The following is a 17,233-nucleotide window of genomic DNA, read 5'->3' as shown; positions in this document are numbered from 1 at the left end:
CGCAAGGGCGTCGGTGGGAAACCACCGGCGCCCTTCGTGTTTTGGCGAGGCGGCGAAGGGACGGAATGGTGATGGCGGCGTTGGAAAGCGGACTTTCCGGAAGCGACGCCTTTGCGGGCATCAAGAGATTGGGCAGGCGGTGCGGCTTCCAGCTATAGCCCAAAATCACGGCACGAGCCTGGTCGTGGTTCCATCCCCTCAAGCCTGATGATTCAGGCGGAAGAAGTGCGCAAATGCAAAACGCCGGAGATCCTGGCGGATCCCCGGCGCTTCGAGGGAGCAGGGCTTGTCAGAAGTTGGCGGAGGCAATCCGGCGTTCGCTGACGGTGCGGGCGAGTTCGGCCCAGATTGCGTCGAGCAGGGTTTGGGCGGGTGCGCTTTCATCATCCTCGAGCCGCGCCATCAGGTCCGTGATGAGGCCGCGCAGACGGTCATTCTCGCAAGAGAGGGCGGACACGCGCAGATCCTCGTCATCGCCGCCGGGGGCCGGGGAGCCGTAAATCGCCGCACCTTGGTCCAGCAGCGCGCGAAAGGCGCGGTTTTCGCGGACGAGGCGGGCCGTCGCACCGTCCCATTCGTCAGCCACCATGTCGAGCATGGCCGCGCCCATGGCGGCGACGTTGGCGCGAAAGCCGGTCAGTTCGGCCAGCAGGTCCGTGCGCAGGCGGTTGGCCAGTTCGGCCACCGCGAGAGAGATGTCGGGCTTCACAGCTTCCCCATCAGTTCGAGGGCGGCCTTGTCCTGCGCGTTGCGCAGCCACCAGGCGGCATAGGCGTGGATGATCTCGCGACCCTGTCCGGTCGCCCAGACGTGGGTGCCCGCGTTCCAGATCGCCTGCGCCTTCACGCAGATGAAAAGTTCCCACCACGCGAGCGCGTCCGGGTCGGCTTTCATGCCGCTGCCTTCCTCCCACAGGCGGATGGCTTCTTCGCGTGTGGCGAGGCCAGAGCGCAGGTCGTTCTTGCCGAAGCAGAAGGTACGGGTCATCGACCAGGCGAGGTCTTCGAGCGGATCGCCGCAATGGGCCATTTCCCAGTCGAGCACGGCCTTCAGGTCGCCCGCATCGTCATAGAGGAAGTTGCCCGCGCGGAAATCGCCGTGGACGAGGGCCAGCTTGGTCGCCACCGGGTACCAGCGGCGCAGCTTGCGGATCGCGGCGCGGATGATCGGTTCGGGGCCGATGTCGTGGCTATCGAGCGAGGCGACCCAGTAGTCCAGCTCCTGCTGCGCGGTGTTTTCGCGCGTGGCGGGGCGCGTGAACGACAGGTCGAGGTCCTCCACCGGCACGGCGGCGAGGCGGCCCATGGTGGTCCACATCTCACGCGCGAGGTGGGGCAGGCGGTCTGCCCATGCCGGGTCCTGGAACTGGTATTCGCTGTTGTGATATCCGCGCAGGTCCTCCGCCAGCGAGATCGCGCCGTCGAAGTGGCTGGCGTCTTCCTCCAGCAGGATCATGCGCGGCACGGGGATGCCGTGCCCATGGATCGCGCGATAGGCCTCGTATTCGTGGCGGCGGTCGCTGTCGACGTTCGAGGCTGGCGGATCGCGGCGCAGGATGACCTGGAGCGAATGCGGCCCCGTCTCGTCGGTGTAAGTGAGATCGAAGCGGAAGGTTTCGCGCGATGCGCCCATCGGCAGGCGGTGCAGTCCCGCTACGCCCACGTCGCGCCAGCCGGGCATCTTTTTGCCCAGATAGCTTGTCAGCGACCGGTCAGTCAGGTCACGCATCGTCCGTTCTCTCCCTGCGGTCATTGCCGCGCCGGCATTCGCAATGCCGAAGCAGCACAATGCCCGCGAACGCGGCTGCCAAAAGGGACGGATACCAGTCACGCTGGCGGCGGCTTTGCGTCTGGCGGCGTTCCGCACTAAGGCGCGCGGCAAGCGATCCCCAGATCCAAAGGAGTGACCCGGCGTGACATCCGATCCGCAGGGGCTGTGCGTTGCCGCCCTCTACCAGTTCGCCCCCATCGCGGATTGCGCCGCCGTGCGTGAGCCATTGCTGCGATTGTGCGAGGCGCAAGGCGTCAAGGGCACGCTGCTGCTCGCGGCCGAGGGGATCAACGGAACCATCGCCGGGGAAAGTGGCGGCATCCACGCGGTGCTCGATCATATCCGCGCGCTGCCGGGCTGTGCCGGGCTGGACGTGAAGTTCTCGACCGCGGCCGAGATGCCGTTCGGCCGCATGAAAGTGCGGCTCAAGCGCGAGATCGTCACCATGGGCGAGCCGGACATCGATCCGCGCGCCAGCGTGGGCACCTATGTCGCCCCGGAGGATTGGAACGCGCTGATTTCCGACCCCGACACGATCCTGATCGACACGCGCAACGATTATGAAGTGGCGATCGGCACTTTCGCTGGCGCGATTGATCCACACACCCGCACCTTCCGCGAATTTCCCGGCTGGTTCCGGCGCGAGCGCGAAAGGCTGCTCGGCACGGGCAAGGCGCCCAGGGTGGCGATGTTCTGCACCGGCGGAATCCGGTGCGAGAAATCGACGGCCTTCCTCAAGCAGGAGGGCGTGGACGAGGTGTTCCATCTGAAGGGCGGCATCCTGGCCTATCTGGAAAAGGTGCCTGAGCCGCAGAGCCTTTGGCAGGGCGAATGCTTCGTGTTCGACGAGCGGGTGGCCATCGGCCACGGTCTGGTGCAGGGTACGCACGTGCTTTGCCAGGCGTGCGGCCACCCGGTCAGTCCGAAGGATGCTGCCTCGCCGCTCTATGAGCCCGGCGTGGGGTGTCCTTCATGCCGTGCGGACGAGGACGCCGAGCCTCCGGCGGTTGCGTGAACGCCGGGGTGCTGTCATAGGCGCGCGCCGCTTTCGATCAGAAGGAATTGCACGTCATGCCAGCCGGGCTTCCCTCACCCCGCACGGTCGGGATCGACTTTGGCACCACCAATTCGGTCGTCGCGCTCGCGGCGGAAGACGGCACGGTGCAACTGGCCGACTTCGCTGCCCCCGACGGGACCGCTTCGGTTTTCCGAACCGCGCTGTGCTTCTGGCAGGATGGCGGCGTGCGGAACGGGCTGGCGCACGAGGCTGGTCCCTGGGCCATCGCGGAGTTCCTCGACTTTCCGCAAGGCAGCCGCTTCCTGCAATCGTTCAAGTCGGTCGCGGCGAACCCCGCCTTCGAACACGCGACCGTGTTCGAGAAGCGGCTGCGCTTCGAGGAACTGGGGCGGATATTCCTCGACCATGTGCTGGCCCACGGCGGCGAAGCCCTGCGACAGCTGCCCGAGCGTGTCGTGGTGGGGCGGCCGGTGCGGTTCGTCGGTTCCCGGCCCGATGAAGCGCTGGCGCGCACCCGCTACGACGCGATGTTCGGCGCCCTCGGCCGCGAAGTGCACTATGTCTACGAGCCGCTGGGGGCGGCCTATGGCTATGCCTCGCGGCTCGATCAGCCGGCAACGCTGCTCGTCGCGGATTTCGGCGGCGGCACGAGCGACTTCTCGATCGTGCGCGTCGATGCGCCCGGCGCCACGCGGCGCTGCGTGCCGCTTGGGTCCGCGGGCATCGGCATCGCCGGCGACAGGTTCGATTTCCGCATCATGGACCGGCTGGTCCTGCCCATGCTGGGCAAGGGCGGCACCTATCGCTCGTTCGACAAGGTGCTCGAAATCCCCGACGGCCACTTCACCGATTTCGGCGACTGGTCGCGGCTGGCGCTGATGCGCAACCGGCGAACGCTGGCGGAACTGGCGCGGCTGCAGCACAGCGCATCCGATCCGGCATCGATCGGGCGGATGATCGCGGTGGTCGAGAACGAGCTGGGCTATCCGCTCTATGAGGCGGTGGGCAAGCTGAAGCGCGGCCTTTCCAGCGAGACGCACGCCGGCTTCAGCTTCCAAAGCCCCGACCTTTCGATCGAGGCGGAAGTTTCGCGCGCCGAATTTGAAAGCTGGATCGCGCCCGACCTTCGCCAGATCGAAGAAACCGTCGATGCCGCGCTCGCCAGCGCTGGGTTGCGGCCCGAGCAGATCGACCGCGTGTTCCTGACCGGCGGTTCGTCGCTGATCCCCGCGGTCCGCCGGCTGTTCGAGGGGCGGTTCGGCGAGAGCCGGATCGACAGCGGGAACGAACTGACCTCGATCGCCCATGGCCTGGCGCTGATCGGCGATGCCCCGGACCTTGCGGAATGGACGGTAACGCCAGACGCGTAGGCCTGTGCAGGATCGGACAATGTCTGGGATTAAAGGCTAGATCATTATTTTATCGAGATAAATTAATATAAGAACCGCGCCAGCTAGAGATTGACCGAAAAACGGCGATCCCCGATAATTTTCCCATCTCGCCGACGTGCTGCGGTTTGACTCGTTGTACTCGCTCGCGCCGGACTTGCAGGTTTCGCGTGTTGGCGATGATCTGGGGCTGACCATCGCGGGAAAGACGGTCTGGCTGGATGGCATTTCGGCCGGGGCACTCTCGGTCGCGAACCTGGACTTCCGCAATTCGGGCAGCGTGCAATTCGGCGATGGCACCTCCAGCCTTGTCCGCGATGCCTACGGAAACGAAATTCGTACGGACGCGGGCGACAACGGCGGCTGGGACAACCTCTGGGGATTGGGCGGCGCGGACAGGGTATTCGCGGGCTACGGGAATGACGTGCTGTTCGGCAATGTCGCGTTGGCCCCGCTCAACCACGTTTCGCGCAAGGGCAGCACGGGTTCGCCGGTGGCCAGTTCCCGCCCGTCGATCAGCGCCGATGGCAATTTCGTGGCGTTCGAGGGCGACTGGGCGCAATTCGGGACTGGCGGCGGCGAAGGCATCGTCGTCAAGAACATCGCCAGGGGAACGCCGGCGAATGAGCATCGCAATGCCGCTGGCGTCGTGGGCGGATCGGGCGCGGGATCACCGGTGATCTCGGCCGATGGCCGCTATGTCGCGTTTTCGAGCGCTTCGAGCAATCTTGTCAGCGGTCCGTATAGCGGCGCGCTCTACGACATCTATGTGGCGGACACGCAAAGCAACGTCATCGTGCGCGCCTCGACCGGCACCGACGGGGTGCTTGCCGGCAACGGGCGCGCGCTCAATCCGGACATATCGGCGACCGGGCGCTACGTGGTGTTCGAGAGCGACACCTCCACTTATGCGGCTGGCGGATCGACCAGCCAGACCGATGTTTTCCTCAAGGATCTCGAGACCGGCACGACAAGACGCCTTTCCACAAGCCTGGGCGGTACGGATGGCAATGGCGAGAGCATCAACGCCAAGATCTCCGCAGACGGCGAATTCGTGGTGTTCCAGAGCGACGCGAGTAATCTGAGCGGAGACACCAACGGATACAGCGACATCTTCGTGTGGAATCAGCTCGTTGGCACGGTCAACCTGACCGATCATCTGGTTCCCGTTTCCAATCCTGACAATGGAGCGTTCAATCCGGACGTGTCCTACAACGATGGCAAATTGATCGTGGTGTTCGAGACGGGCCGCAATCTTGTGGCGGCCGACACGTCGAACGGCACGGATGTCTACGCCTACAATGTATTCGACGAGACCCTGCAACTGGTCTCCTCGACCGCGAAAGGCGTCGGTGTCGGCGTTTCCAGCGGCGATGCCTCGATCTCGGACGATGGGCGCTGGGTGGTGTTCACCAGTGGGTCGGATGCGCTGGTGGCCAACGATACCAACGGATATGCCGATGTGTTCGTCAAGGATCTCCAGACCGGTGCGATCGCGCTGGTATCGCGCACTGCCAGCGGCGGCGCCGCGAACGGAGCCAGCGGCCATGCCAAAATCTCGTCGGGCGGCGACTGGATCGTGTTCGAGAGCGGGGCCAGCAACCTGGCGGCGACCGACGGCAATGGCGGTTTCGGAGACGTGTTTCGCGCCGCCAATCCGCTGCTCACCGACACGCTGGTGGGTGGCCAGGGCGACGACACATACGTTCTCGCGCGTGCCGACAAGGTCGTGGAAGCTGCCGGGGAGGGGATTGATACGGTCCGTGCCTCGATCAGCTACAGGCTGAGCGCCAATGTGGAAAACCTCGTGCTGACGGGGACAGTCGGCATCAGCGGCACGGGCAACGGGCTGGACAACGTGATTACCGGCAATGCCGGCGCCAACCGGATCGACGGCGGCGCGGGCATCGATACCGCAAATTACGCCAATGCCGGGGCGGCGGTCACGGTCAGCCTTGCGATCACGGCTGCGCAGGCGACCGGCTTTGGCAATGATACGCTGACGCGGATCGAAAATCTTGTCGGGTCGGATTTCAACGACCGGCTGACGGGCAATTCGGGAGCGAACCGGCTCGACGGGGGAATGGGCAACGACGTTCTGAGCGGCGGTGCCGGTGCGGATACCTACGTGGTCGATTCCAGCGCCGATGTCATCGTCGAGAGCACCGCGACGGACATCGACACCGTCATCAGTTCGGTGAACTGGACGCTTGGCAGCCTGCTCGAAAACCTGACGCTGGTGGGCACGACGGCGACCATGGGGAACGGCAACGGCCGCGACAACGTGCTTGTCGGCAATGTGCTCGACAACAGCATGACCGGCTATGCCGGCAACGATTCCATATCGGGGGGCGCCGGCAACGATCGGCTGAACGGCGGGTCGGGCAACGACCGGCTTGATGGCGGGGTGGGGTCGGACGTCCTGACGGGCGGTAATGGCGACGATACCTATGTGGTCGACCGCAACACCGACGTCATTTCGGAATCAGGGACCGATGGCGTCGATACCGTCATCAGCCTGTGGGACTGGACACTGGGTGCCGGGCTGGAAAATCTGACGCTGGCATCCGCGCAGTACACGCTCAACGCCGTCATCGCCGGCGGGGGCAACAGCGCTGCCAATGTCATCACCGGCAACGATGCCATGAATACGCTCAGCGGCTACGCCGGCGACGACCGGATAGACGGCAAGGGTGCCAACGATACCATCAATGGAGGTGCAGGAAGCGATACCCTGACGGGCGGCAACGGCGCGGATCGCTTTGTGTTCAATTCCCAGGTCGGCAGCGACCACGTCACCGACTTTGCGTCGGGTACCGACAGGATCGGCATCTCGCAAAGTAGTCTGCGGACCGGTGACGGCGACCTTCTGGTCGAAGGATCGGCAGTGCGCGGAGCGCCCGGCGGCTTTGCCGGGAGCGCGGAACTGGTGATCTTCACCACGGACTTGGCCACGCTGGGCAAGGATGCGGCCGCAGCCGCGATCGGTTCGGCCAGCACCGCCATCGCCACCGACCGGACCGCGGTGTTCGTGGTCGACGACGGGGCCAGCTCGGCGCTCTACCTGTTCCGTTCGGCCGACGGCAACGCGCAGGTCTCCGCCAGCGAACTGACGCTCATCGCGACGCTCGAAGGGGCGGCGAACACGGCCGTCGCCGACTATCTCTTCATGGCATAGGTGGTTCGGCGGCCCAGCGTTTGCCGCGCCGCCCGGTAACCGCCCGGCGTTCAGAAATATTTGGAGGGAGGCGCCCGGTAGAATGCGAAACGTCGCACGGGGCCGGCAATGAGGTGCTTCTGGAGCAGTCGCCGGATTTCGTCCGCGCCTTCGATGGTCCGGCACACCAGATGGGTGCCGCCCGAGGGCAGGCTCTCGATGGCGCTGATCTTGACGCCCTTCTGGCCGCACAGGGTCTGGACCCGCTCTTCCGGGAGCGCGAGGTTGATGGCCCGGGTCATGCCGGGGCCATCCCATGAGCGATGTTGCCCGAGCAGTCGGGGTAGGGCGCAACGCCAAGCTCTTCGCGCAGTCGTGCGATCCGCTTGTGATAGTGGCGGACCAGATCGCACGAGAGGAACGGCGTATCCTTCGGCCCTTGGGCACCACGTTGCAGCAATGCTGCCTGATGCTGGAAAAGAAGTTGATTAAGATCCAAGGACGCTCTCCTGCGCGATGTGCGGGAGCGCGATTTGTCTCTCAGGCGCTGGCGTGCAAGGCTACTGCCAGCGATAGGCGCAATATAAGGATTTCCGCGAGTTTTTCAAGGGCGACCAGCCCCTTGATCGACGGCGCGGGCCAATCGTCATATTCGCTTGCTATCCGCGACTGCGGGAGGATTGCTTTGACAACCCACCCGCAAGGACTATGGCGCATTTCGCGCCGGCCGTAACACAACGGGCGATTTCAGGCACGGTCCCCCATGCGGATTGCCCGTGCTGCGGATCGTTCGTCAGCTGGCACACGAACGTCGCGGAACATTGCGTGGCAATCCGCGACGGGCCGGCCCCCGATGGCCAGGCTTTGCACTATTTGGATAGGAATTGATGGCAGGATACAAGGAACCGGGCTTCGAGGACAGGGTTGCCGCCGCGGCGAAGGCTCGCGAAAAGGCGCTTGCCCGTTTGCAGGCCAAGCCCGCGCTCGATCCCGCTGTCCAGGCCGAGCGTGCCGCCAAGGCTGCGGAACGCGAAGCAGCGCTTGCGGCGAAGCGAGAGGCCGCGCTGGCCGAACGCGAGGCGAAGCGCGCCGCACAGCAGGCGAAGGCGCTGGAGCGCGAGGAAGCGGCCAAGGCCCAGGCGGCAAAGCCCGAACTGACCGAGGCCGAGCGCAAGGCTGCCCGTGATGCGCGGTATGCCGCGCGCAAGGCACGCCGCAAATAAACAGCGCACCGGCTGAGGCCCCGTTGACCGGGCACGAACTGATCGGCACCGCCCACGCGCCCGATGGCGTAGAAATGCGCCTGATGCAGCGCGGGGACGAGTTCACGATCTTTCTCAAGCACAACGAGCTGATGAGCACGCGTGTCAGCGCTTCGGAAGAAGCGCTGGCGACGATGACCTGCGAACGGCTCGGCAAGCGGACCGACCCCCAGTGGCTGGTCGGCGGCTATGGCCTGGGCTTCACCCTGCGCGCCGCACTGGCGGTGCTGGGTGAGGACGCGGGGCTCACCGTGGCGGAAATCGTGCCCGAGATCATCGCGTGGGCGCATGGTCCGATGCGCCACCTGACGGCGGGATGCCTGGACGATCCCCGCGTGGTGGTGGTGGACGAAGACGTCGCCATGCTGATCGCCTCGGCGCGTGAGGCCTACGATGCGATCCTGCTCGATGTGGACAATGGGCCCGATGGCCTCGTCCGCCGGGCCAACGACCAGCTTTATGGTCCCGAAGGACTGGAGGCCGCCATGGCGGCGCTCAGGCCGGATGGAATCCTGGCCGTCTGGTCCGCCGAACCCAGCGCGGCGTTTCTCCAGCGCCTGCGTGATGCCCGTTTCGACGTGGAAGAGGTGACGGTCCGCGAGGGTCACGACGGCGAAGGCGCGCACCATCACATCTGGTTTGCGCGCAAGCCTGGCGCCATCGGCACAGCGTGAAGATCTACTTCGACGGTGGCTGCCGGCCCAATCCCGGCCCGTTGGAGACGATGGTGTTCGCCTCCGGAAAGGCGCACCATTGCGCCGATCTGGGGCTGGGCGACAACAGCGATGCCGAATGGCTGGCGCTGATCCACGCTGCGACGATCGCGCGCGAGGGCGGGCATTCGGACGTGACCCTGCTGGGCGATTCCGCGCTGATCGTGGGGCAGGCGAACGGCACCGCCAAGTGCCGGGACGAGCGCTTCCACGCCTACCTTGCCCAGTTCCGCGCGCTCGCCGCCGGGTTCGCGCGCGTCCGCGTGCGGCGTATCGGCCGCGCGCAGAATCTGGCCGGCATCGCGCTGGAGCGGCTGCGCGCCGGGCTGTGATGGAGGGCAGGGTGTGTCGTTGATCCTCTTCAACAAACCCTACGGCGTCCTGTCGCAGTTCACCGACAGCGGCACGCAGACGGCGCGTCCGACCCTGTCCGCCTACATCGATGTGCCGGGTGTCTATCCGGCGGGCCGACTTGATCGGGACAGCGAAGGGCTGCTGCTGCTGACCGACGACGGCCGGTTGCAGGCCCGCATTGCCGACCCGCGTTTCAAGATGCCCAAGACCTACCTCGTGCAGGTGGAAGGCGCCCCGCAGGAAGCCGCGCTTCGGCAGTTGCGGCAAGGCGTGCGCCTGAACGACGGGCTGACGCTGCCGGCTGAGGCCGAGTGCATCGACCCTCCGGAACTGTGGCCGCGCGATCCGCCGGTGCGGTTCCGCAAGAGCGTGCCCGATCACTGGATCAGTCTGACGATCCGTGAAGGGCGCAACCGCCAGGTGCGCCGGATGACTGCCGCTGTCGGCTTGCCCACGTTGCGGCTGGTGCGCTGGCGCATCGGGGACTGGACGCTGGAGGGGCTGGCCCCGGGCGAATACCGCATCGCCGACTGAGGCCGCCTTTCTCGTCAGGCGCGCCCGTTCGAGCCGCCGCCGGAGACCAGGGCAATCACCGCCCCCACCGCGAAGAAACCGGCCGGTCCCTGCGGGCAGGCGACATAGCGGCTTTCCCACGCGGGCATGAACTTCTGCTTGTAGAAACGCAGGCCCGCGAAGTTGTAAAGCGCGCCGCCAAGGTCGTAGGCGACCCGCGCCAGCCGCGCCCAGAACGGTGCGAGCCGTCCGCCCGGCAGTCCTGAAAGCGGGGCAAGGCCCAGGTTGAAGCGGCTGCAGCCCTGCCGTCCGGCCAGCAGGATCAGCTCGACCAGCAGGAAGTCCATCGTCCCTGGCGGCGCCGCCTCCGACTGGCGCATCAGGTCCACCGACATTTCCGCGCCGTCGCCCGAGCGCCACAGGTTGGCGAAGGCGACCGGCGCTCCGCCGCGCATCACCACCGCCATGTCGAACCGGGTCAGGTAGAGCGGATCGAACCGGCCCAGGCTGAAACCCTTTTCCTGCGCGTTCTGCGCAGCCAGCCAGCCGTCGGAGATGGGCGCGAGCAACGGCAGCCAGCGCGGCACGTCCACCCGTGGCACCACCATCAGCGACAGCCCCTCGCGGACCGCGCGCGCGTGGCTGTTGCGAAGCCCCTTCATGCGGCTGCCCTGAAGGGTGAAGGCTTGCGGATCGACGATCGCTTCCTCACCGTATTTCATCGTCGACAGGCCGAGTTCGACCAGTACCGGCAGCATGGCCTCGCTCGCCTGATAGAAGCAGAGCAGCGCGTTGCTCAGATCGGCGAGCCGGCGCAGATCCCACACCAGTTCGCTCCATCGCGCGCGCGGCCCCACCGGATCGCCCATCACCACCCAGGTGCGCCCCTGCGGACGGAACATCAGGAAACTGTCACCCGCAGCGCCGATCAGGAACCGCTTGTCGCCGGTGAAGGCGAGCGCGGCGTCGCTGCGGGGCGCGGCGGCCATCGCCCGCGCTGCCACATCGGCCGGGAGCACCGTCTGTCCGCCGATCGCGCGCGGCCGGGTCATCCATTCGCGCATGGCGAAGGCGGTCACGAGCACGCTGGCGCCGAAACTGGCCCGCAGCGCGCGTGATCCGTCGCCGTAGAGCGCGAAATGCCACCACAGGTCCGAGCGGAAGTGATCGGCGTTGTAGAACGTGGTGCCGATGCCAGTCGCCACCATCACCGCAATCGCCGCCGCGATCAGCCAGGGCAGGTTGTGCGTGGAAAAGGCGCCCGTCCGCCCCCGGTAGAATGCCGGTGCAGCCAGTTGCAGCAGCGTGGCCATGCCCAGCATGACGGCGGCTTCCTCGAAATCCAGCCCCTTGGCGAGCGAGAACATGGCGCCGAGGAAGAACAGCACTCGCGCCGCGCGCATCCCGCTGGCGAGCCGCGCGGCAAGCGCGGGGGCGACCAGCAGCAGACCGGTACCGACAAGGCTGGCGGCGAGGTGCGAGGTCTCGATGAAAGGCAAGGGCAGCAGGTTGACCAGATCGTGCAGCCGCGCGTGTTCGGCGGGCAGCGCGCCCGACAGCAGCAGCACCAGTCCGCCGGCAAAGCTCATCGCGCCGAAGAACGCGGGGCTGAGCGCCAGCGCAAGCCGGCGGGCAGGTCCGGTCAGCCGCATGAACAGGCGCGCGCCGGGCCGCACCGCCGGTGCCGTCTCGATCGCACCGTTGAGCAGCAGCGCGATGACGAGCGGCAGGAAATAATAGATCACGCGGTAAGCGAGCAACGCCGCCAGGACCGTGCCGGCCGTGCCGGCGTCGGTGGCCCCCAGCGCGGCGAGGATGACGGCCTCGAACACGCCGATGCCACCCGGAACGTGTGTGACCAGGCCTAGGGTGATGCCCATCGCATAGGCCAGCATGAAGCGCGCGAAGTGCCACTCGGCGTGGGGCAGCAGCACATAGAGCGCAAGGCTTGAACAGGCGAGGTCGGCCGTGGAGACGAGCGCCAGCGCGATCACGCTGGACGGGCCGGGCGCTTCCACCAGCCGGAACAGCCGCGCCATGGCTGCCGGGCGCAGGGCGGTTGCCGCGATAAGGCACATCACCGCCGCCAGCACCGCAAGGCCAGCCGCGTGCGCCGCGTGCGGAGTGATCTTCAGCCCGCCGAAGGCCAGCGCCGTCCGCATGGAGAGCATCGCCGCACCCGTCGCCACCGCCACGCCGATCCAGAACGAAACGCCCGCGATGACCACGATCTTGGCGACCGTCGCCGCCGGCACGCCCGCCCGACCATAGATGCGCAGCCGCGCGGATCCGCCGGTCAGCGCGCCGAAGCCCAGCGTGTGCGACAGGGCATAGCTGGTGAAAGCCGCGCGCATCGTCACGTTGATGGGCACGCGCACGCCCAGCAGGCGCTGTGCCAGCCGGTCGTAGAAGGTCAGCAGCAGATAGCTCGCGGCGGTCAGCGCGATTGCCAGCGCAAGGTGCTGCCACGCCAGCCCGCGCAACGCGGCCAGCGCTGCGGCCGGGCTGATCTCGTGCGCCAGGCGGGCACCGACGTGCCAGAGGAACGCGGCCACCAGTGCTCCCGGCACGGCAACGGCAAGCGTGCGCCATACCGGTCGCCAGCCGGGAGCGGCGACCCAATCCGCAAAATGATCGGCGGCCGGGGTCATGGCTGGCGTTGCCAGAGCTGCGACTGGCAGAGGAAATGGCTGATCAGGCACCCGGCTATGCGCGCGTGGTTGTGATCGAGCATGACGATGTGCGACGAAAAGCGATGGCCCAGGTCGGGCACGAACACCGTGCCGCTCCAGTGGTTTCGCCCGTCGCGGCGGTATCCTTCGAGCAGTGGCGTGCCGATCAGGTGCTCGGTGCCGCCATCCCGTGCATCCGCCATCGCAGTGGCCGATGCGCTGGTGACCGTGCCGCACAGCTTGCCGCCGCACGGATCCACGCGCACCGATACCGAGCCGTCTTCGTTCCGCCATGCACCGCATAGCGGATCTGCGGCAGGCGACATCGCCGCCGCCGCAAGGGCGAGGACCGGGAGAAGAGGGGCGGAAAGGGGCACGGGCAGGCGACTTTCGGTTTGCTCAGGCAGACGATCGAGCGTTGCAGGACGTCAGAGCATCGGGCCGGGGGGAGCGAGCGCTGCGTCGGCGATGGCGCTCGCCAGCGCATCGTAATGCCGCAGCATCAGGTGCCCGTCGTCGATCGCGACGCGGCGCGCCCGGGCCAGTTCGGGCGCGCGGCACAGGCTTTCGTCCTCGCGGCTGCCGTAGATGCAGGTCACCGGCAGGCCGCGCAGCAGGCGTGCGGTTCGGCGGGGGTCGCTGTCGGGCCGCCCCTGATAGAACAGGCCGCTGGGATTGGCGTGGAAGAACACGGTGGTTCCCGGCACCACCAGCACCACCGATGCGATCCGGGCGCGCAAGTCGGCGGGCAGGGTGCCGATGCCGGTGCCAAGCACGTCGGCGCCGAAGGAATTGCCGATCAGCGCGACCCGGCTGGCGCCGCTGCGCGCCACGGCCTGCGCCGCCGCATCGGCGACCAGGGCATCGACATAGGCCCGATCACGCCCGATGCCGAACAGCGCCGAGGAATTGACCGCGAGCACGGGGATTCCGCGCCCGCGCAAGGCCGCGACGGCGCCTTCGCCCGCGCCCACGTCCAGCCCCATGTCGCCCGAAAGGTACACCGCCACCAGATCGGTGGTACGCGGCGTCGTGGGATCAAGGTAGCGAACGGCGTCCCGGTCGAAATAGCCGCCGACAGCCATCGTGGCGAAGGCCAGGATCGGCAGGGCCGCGATCAACGCGAACAGTTTCCGGTGGGATGGGCGGACGGCCATGATGCCGTTTCTACGCAGCGCCAGCTGTCCCGGTGGTGAGAGCCGGATTAACTTGCTGTCATGGACGGCCCGCCGCCTATTCCTCGCCCGTGTTGTCCTCGCGCAGGAACTCGACGTGGAAGCGGACGCTCCCGATCGGCTCGACACGGTGCAGGATGGTCGGTTCGACCAGTCCCGGATCACCGCCCGGTTCCAGCACGCGTTCGTCGGCCGCCCGGCGCGGATCGGTGATGATATAGCGCAGCCGGCCTTCTTCCACCCGGATCAGGCCCCACGTCCCGTCCTTGGTCGAATGATCCTTGAGCAGGCCCGCGGGCACGCTGTCTTCCGTGAATGTGGGGGTGCGCTTGTAGGGCTGCGCGCCTGATGGAAGCGCCGCCATCACGCCGCGCGCCGATTGCGGTGGAACTGCACCCCCAGTTGCAGGCTTTCGGCAATGCGGTCGGCCTTGGCCTGGAACGCCTGCGCCTTGTCGGGGCCGAGCAATTCCTCGGTGGTCTCGCGCCACAGCTCCAGCCAGCGGCCGAAGTTCCCGGCGGTCATGTGCGTTTCCTGGCGGACATGCGCGACCATCGGCTGGCCTTTGTAGCGCCCGCTGGAGAGCATCACCGATGACCAGAAATCCTGCAACTTTCCAAGATGTTCGGGCCAATCGTGGATCGCGCCGTCGAAGATCGGCCCCAAGACCGGATCTTGCCGGACGCGCGCGTAGAACGCGGGGACTAGGCGGGCAATGTCGACTTCGCTGATTTCTGCATCGGGCACGGCGGAACGCTCCTCTACTGGGCCGGATATGGCCCTGCTACCGCCGCTTCGCAACACTTGCGCGGCCTACCATCCTCCGCCCAGGGCGAGGAACAGCGTGACCTGGTCCTGCGCCACGGCCTCGCGCCCGGCCAGTTCGCGCGCACGCGCGGCGACCAGGGCGAATTGTCCGCCCAGATCGGCCTGCACCGGCGCCCGGCCGGCATCGTGGAGCCGCTTCTGCTCCTCGGCGGCGCGCTCCTCGGCATCGCGCGCGTCCGCCAGCGCCAGCGCGCGGTCGTGATCGTGCTGGTACGAGGACAACGCGGTCTCGGTCTCGCGCAGCGCGCCCAGTACCACGCCGTCGAAGCGGGCCAGTGCCCGGTCGGTGTCGGCATGAGCCGCGCGCACCCGTTCGCGCGCGCCGGCACCGGGGAACGCCCACTGGATCAGCGATCCGATGCCCCAGCTGTTGGCCGCCGCCTTGCCGATGTCCGCAAGGAACCCGGTGGATCCGGCGGAGATGCCGAAGCCGATGTGCGGGTAAAGATCGGCGGTGGCGACGCCGATGCGCGCGGTGGCCGCCGCCAGCTGCCGTTCGGCGGCGCGCACGTCCGGCCGCCGCGCCAGCAGCGCCGCGCCGTCGCCCACGGGCAGCGGCCGGGCGATCATCGGCAGGCGCCGGCACGCCAGCGCTTCGCGGGGGAAATCGGCAGGAGCGCGTCCCATCAGGAAGGCGAGCCGATAGAGCGCCGCGCGCGACCGGGCGGCGTGAAGCGGTATCTCCGCCCGCGCCTGCGCCACGCGGCCTTCCGCCGCGGTCACTTCGATCGTGCTTGTGCGCCCGGCCGCCGCCAGCCGCCGCGCGCTGTCCGCGATGCGCTCCTGCACCTTGAGCGCGGCTTCGGCGAGGTCGCCACCTTCCTGCGCGCCGCAATGGGCGAGGTAGGCCCGCGCCACTTCGGCCGCCAGCGTGACCTTGACCGCGCCCATCAGCGCCTCGTCGGTCTCCTCGTCGGCACGCGCGGCTTCCACCGAGCGGCGGACGCGCCCGAACAGGTCGAGCTGGTAGCTCATCTCCACGCCGACATGGCCCAGGTTGGCCACGGGCAGCGATTCCGGCAGCAAGAAGGATTCTCCGGAAAGCCGCGCGCGCTGCGCTGCCGCCTCGACGCTGAATTCCGGCTCGTTGGCGCCTTCCGCCGCGCGGGTCATCGATTGCGCGCGGGCGAGATTGGCCGCTGCCACGCGCAGTTCGGTGTTCCCCGCCAGCGCCTGTTCCTCGAGCTGGTCGAGCACCGGGTCGTCGTACATGTGCCACCAGCGCGGCGGCAGGTCGTCCGGGCGGGTCAGCCCGGAGCGCGGCCCCGGCTCCTGGCCAAGCGGGCCGTTCGCGGCGGGCAGGTTCACTGCCGCCTTTTGCGGCAGATGATAGTCCGGCCCCACGGTGCAGGCAGCAAGGGCCATCGTGGCGACGCCGGTCAACGCGGCGCGCAGGAAGCTCGGCCCGCTCACCGCTTGTCGTCCATGGTCAGCGACACGGAGCCGGTGCGCCCCGCGATCAGGGCGATGTCTGCCGGTGGATTGTCCAGCTTGATGCGCACGGGGATGCGCTGCGCAAGGCGGACCCAGCTGAAGGTGGGGTTGATCGCGGGCAGCAGGTTCTTGGTGGCGCTGCGATCATGGTCCTCGATTGCCGCTGCGATCGACACGACATGGCCGGTAAGCGCCTTCTTCTCGCCCATCAGGCGGACGGTCGCGGCCTGCCCGATGTGGACGCGCGGCAGCTTGGTCTCCTCGAAATAGCCTTCCACGCGCAGGCTGGCGATGTCGATCAGCGCCATCACCGGGTTGCCGGGGCTGACGTAGTTGCCCACCCGCAGCGGCATATCCGACAGCGTACCGTCGATCGGCGCGACCACGCGGGTGCGCGACAGGTTCAGCAAGGCCAGGTTGCGGGCATCGCGGGCAACTTCCAGCTTGGCGGCGGCTGATTCCTGCGCGGCGCGCGCTTCAGCCAGTGCGGCCTGGCCCTCGGCGACGCTGGTCTCGCTCTGCTCGGTCGTCTCGGCGGCCACCAGATCGCCCAGGCCGCGGTTGCGCGATGCCTCTCGCCGCGCCTCGGCCAGCTTGGCCATCGCGCGCATCGCGGCGGCGCGGGCGGAGGCGGCGCTGGCCTGGGCCTCGTCGATCTGCGTCGTCGCCTGCTGCAGCGCGAGCTTGTAGCGAGAGGGGTCGATCTCGAACAGCACGTCGCCCCGGTGCACCTTCTGGTCGTGCGTCACGTAGACCTGCGTGACCAGCCCTGCCACGTCGGGCGCCACCTGCACGATATCCGCCCGCACGCGGCCATCGCGCGTCCACGGATCGGATTCGTAATAGGTGATGAGCGCCTTGCCGCCGATCAGCGCGGCGAGGACCAGCGCGCCTGTCGTGGCTAGCCGGATCATCTGCTTGGGTGCGGGAAGGAACGAGGTGGTCATGG

At 67.5% G+C, this 17,233-nt stretch carries 18 protein-coding genes; 7 read left to right on the top strand and 11 right to left on the bottom strand.

The annotated features are described in order from the left end of the window. Positions 1–289: 289 nt before the first annotated feature. The gene (locus tag OLX02_RS12240) at positions 290–709 is read right to left on the bottom strand and encodes a hypothetical protein (protein WP_264423213.1); all 420 of its coding nucleotides are present in this window, start codon (positions 707–709) and stop codon (positions 290–292) included. Further along, positions 706–1,728, bottom strand: a complete 1,023-nt coding sequence (locus tag OLX02_RS12235) for a phosphotransferase family protein (protein WP_264423211.1) — start codon at positions 1,726–1,728, stop codon at positions 706–708. The genes OLX02_RS12240 and OLX02_RS12235 overlap by 4 nt, the downstream gene beginning before the upstream one ends. Before the next feature lie 184 nt (positions 1,729–1,912). Here OLX02_RS12235 and OLX02_RS12230 point away from each other — a divergent pair, with 184 nt between their 5' ends. The 3 genes from OLX02_RS12230 to OLX02_RS12220 all read left to right on the top strand — a co-directional run bounded on the left by OLX02_RS12230 (position 1,913) and on the right by OLX02_RS12220 (position 7,354). Continuing rightward, positions 1,913–2,785 carry a rhodanese-related sulfurtransferase gene (locus OLX02_RS12230; protein WP_264423209.1) on the top strand — a complete coding sequence of 291 codons (873 nt, stop codon included), beginning with the start codon at positions 1,913–1,915 and terminating at the stop codon, positions 2,783–2,785. Positions 2,786–2,841: 56 nt separating this feature from the next. Then, on the top strand, positions 2,842–4,158 hold the full coding sequence (locus tag OLX02_RS12225) for an Hsp70 family protein (protein ID WP_264423207.1): 1,317 nt from the start codon (positions 2,842–2,844) through the stop codon (positions 4,156–4,158). A gap of 154 nt (positions 4,159–4,312) precedes the next feature. Further along, on the top strand, positions 4,313–7,354 hold the full coding sequence (locus OLX02_RS12220; RefSeq protein ID WP_264423205.1) for a hypothetical protein: 3,042 nt from the start codon (positions 4,313–4,315) through the stop codon (positions 7,352–7,354). Between the two features lie 50 nt (positions 7,355–7,404). On the opposite strand, the gene OLX02_RS12215 is transcribed toward OLX02_RS12220, so the two are convergent. Further along, a complete protein-coding gene (locus OLX02_RS12215; protein ID WP_264423203.1) occupies positions 7,405–7,635 on the bottom strand; it encodes a hypothetical protein in 231 nt (76 codons plus the stop codon). Next, the gene (locus OLX02_RS12210) at positions 7,632–7,832 is read right to left on the bottom strand and encodes a hypothetical protein (protein WP_264423201.1); all 201 of its coding nucleotides are present in this window, start codon (positions 7,830–7,832) and stop codon (positions 7,632–7,634) included. The genes OLX02_RS12215 and OLX02_RS12210 overlap by 4 nt, the downstream gene beginning before the upstream one ends. A 388-nt stretch (positions 7,833–8,220) precedes the next feature. On the opposite strand from OLX02_RS12210, the gene OLX02_RS12205 reads away from it, so the two are divergent. From OLX02_RS12205 to OLX02_RS12190, 4 genes are read left to right on the top strand one after another with little or no spacing between them, the layout of a single operon-like run. Beyond that, on the top strand, positions 8,221–8,556 hold the full coding sequence (locus OLX02_RS12205; RefSeq protein ID WP_264423199.1) for a DUF6481 family protein: 336 nt from the start codon (positions 8,221–8,223) through the stop codon (positions 8,554–8,556). 23 nt (positions 8,557–8,579) lie between these two features. Further along, positions 8,580–9,269 carry a spermidine synthase gene (locus OLX02_RS12200; protein WP_264423197.1) on the top strand — a complete coding sequence of 230 codons (690 nt, stop codon included), beginning with the start codon at positions 8,580–8,582 and terminating at the stop codon, positions 9,267–9,269. Next, positions 9,266–9,640 (top strand): reverse transcriptase-like protein, encoded by a 375-nt coding sequence (locus tag OLX02_RS12195; protein WP_264423195.1) that lies wholly within the window; start codon positions 9,266–9,268, stop codon positions 9,638–9,640. Before OLX02_RS12200 ends, OLX02_RS12195 begins: the two co-directional genes overlap by 4 nt. Before the next feature lie 13 nt (positions 9,641–9,653). Then, positions 9,654–10,196, top strand: a complete 543-nt coding sequence (locus OLX02_RS12190) for an rRNA large subunit pseudouridine synthase E (protein ID WP_264423194.1) — start codon at positions 9,654–9,656, stop codon at positions 10,194–10,196. A gap of 14 nt (positions 10,197–10,210) precedes the next feature. Here the strand turns inward: OLX02_RS12190 and mprF are convergent, their stop codons facing one another. The 7 genes from mprF to OLX02_RS12155 all read right to left on the bottom strand — a co-directional run bounded on the left by mprF (position 10,211) and on the right by OLX02_RS12155 (position 17,231). Continuing rightward, positions 10,211–12,826, bottom strand: a complete 2,616-nt coding sequence (mprF, locus tag OLX02_RS12185) for a bifunctional lysylphosphatidylglycerol flippase/synthetase MprF (RefSeq protein WP_264423192.1) — start codon at positions 12,824–12,826, stop codon at positions 10,211–10,213. Further along, positions 12,823–13,173 (bottom strand): DUF2147 domain-containing protein, encoded by a 351-nt coding sequence (locus OLX02_RS12180; RefSeq protein ID WP_264423190.1) that lies wholly within the window; start codon positions 13,171–13,173, stop codon positions 12,823–12,825. The genes mprF and OLX02_RS12180 overlap by 4 nt, the downstream gene beginning before the upstream one ends. A gap of 102 nt (positions 13,174–13,275) precedes the next feature. Beyond that, positions 13,276–14,004 carry a virulence factor gene (locus OLX02_RS12175; protein WP_264423188.1) on the bottom strand — a complete coding sequence of 243 codons (729 nt, stop codon included), beginning with the start codon at positions 14,002–14,004 and terminating at the stop codon, positions 13,276–13,278. A gap of 76 nt (positions 14,005–14,080) precedes the next feature. After that, positions 14,081–14,386 carry a DUF1971 domain-containing protein gene (locus tag OLX02_RS12170; protein ID WP_264423186.1) on the bottom strand — a complete coding sequence of 102 codons (306 nt, stop codon included), beginning with the start codon at positions 14,384–14,386 and terminating at the stop codon, positions 14,081–14,083. Beyond that, positions 14,386–14,769 (bottom strand): group III truncated hemoglobin, encoded by a 384-nt coding sequence (locus OLX02_RS12165; RefSeq protein WP_264423184.1) that lies wholly within the window; start codon positions 14,767–14,769, stop codon positions 14,386–14,388. The genes OLX02_RS12170 and OLX02_RS12165 overlap by 1 nt, the downstream gene beginning before the upstream one ends. A gap of 66 nt (positions 14,770–14,835) precedes the next feature. Then, complete coding sequence (locus OLX02_RS12160; RefSeq protein ID WP_264423182.1) at positions 14,836–16,263, bottom strand: efflux transporter outer membrane subunit; 1,428 nt, start codon at positions 16,261–16,263, stop codon at positions 14,836–14,838. After that, positions 16,260–17,231 (bottom strand): HlyD family secretion protein, encoded by a 972-nt coding sequence (locus OLX02_RS12155; protein ID WP_264423180.1) that lies wholly within the window; start codon positions 17,229–17,231, stop codon positions 16,260–16,262. Before OLX02_RS12155 ends, OLX02_RS12160 begins: the two co-directional genes overlap by 4 nt. Positions 17,232–17,233 lie beyond the last annotated feature (2 nt).

The sequence above is a fragment of the Novosphingobium sp. KCTC 2891 genome, from assembly GCF_025938155.1.
GTDB lineage: Bacteria > Pseudomonadota > Alphaproteobacteria > Sphingomonadales > Sphingomonadaceae > Novosphingobium.
This window is presented reverse-complemented; position numbering and strand designations above follow the sequence as displayed.

Bases quoted from the DNA above. Each gene is read 5' to 3' on its own strand.
- OLX02_RS12235 (WP_264423211.1), bottom strand. From the start codon at position 1,728: ATGCGTGACCTGACTGACCGGTCGCTGACAAGCTATCTGGGCAAAAAG.
- OLX02_RS12225 (WP_264423207.1), top strand. From the start codon at position 2,842: ATGCCAGCCGGGCTTCCCTCACCCCGCACGGTCGGGATCGACTTTGGC.
- OLX02_RS12215 (WP_264423203.1), bottom strand. From the start codon at position 7,635: ATGACCCGGGCCATCAACCTCGCGCTCCCGGAAGAGCGGGTCCAGACC.
- OLX02_RS12205 (WP_264423199.1), top strand. From the start codon at position 8,221: ATGGCAGGATACAAGGAACCGGGCTTCGAGGACAGGGTTGCCGCCGCG.
- mprF (WP_264423192.1), bottom strand. From the start codon at position 12,826: ATGACCCCGGCCGCCGATCATTTTGCGGATTGGGTCGCCGCTCCCGGC.
- OLX02_RS12180 (WP_264423190.1), bottom strand. From the start codon at position 13,173: ATGTCGCCTGCCGCAGATCCGCTATGCGGTGCATGGCGGAACGAAGAC.
- OLX02_RS12175 (WP_264423188.1), bottom strand. From the start codon at position 14,004: ATGGCCGTCCGCCCATCCCACCGGAAACTGTTCGCGTTGATCGCGGCC.
- OLX02_RS12170 (WP_264423186.1), bottom strand. From the start codon at position 14,386: ATGGCGGCGCTTCCATCAGGCGCGCAGCCCTACAAGCGCACCCCCACA.
- OLX02_RS12155 (WP_264423180.1), bottom strand. From the start codon at position 17,231: ATGACCACCTCGTTCCTTCCCGCACCCAAGCAGATGATCCGGCTAGCC.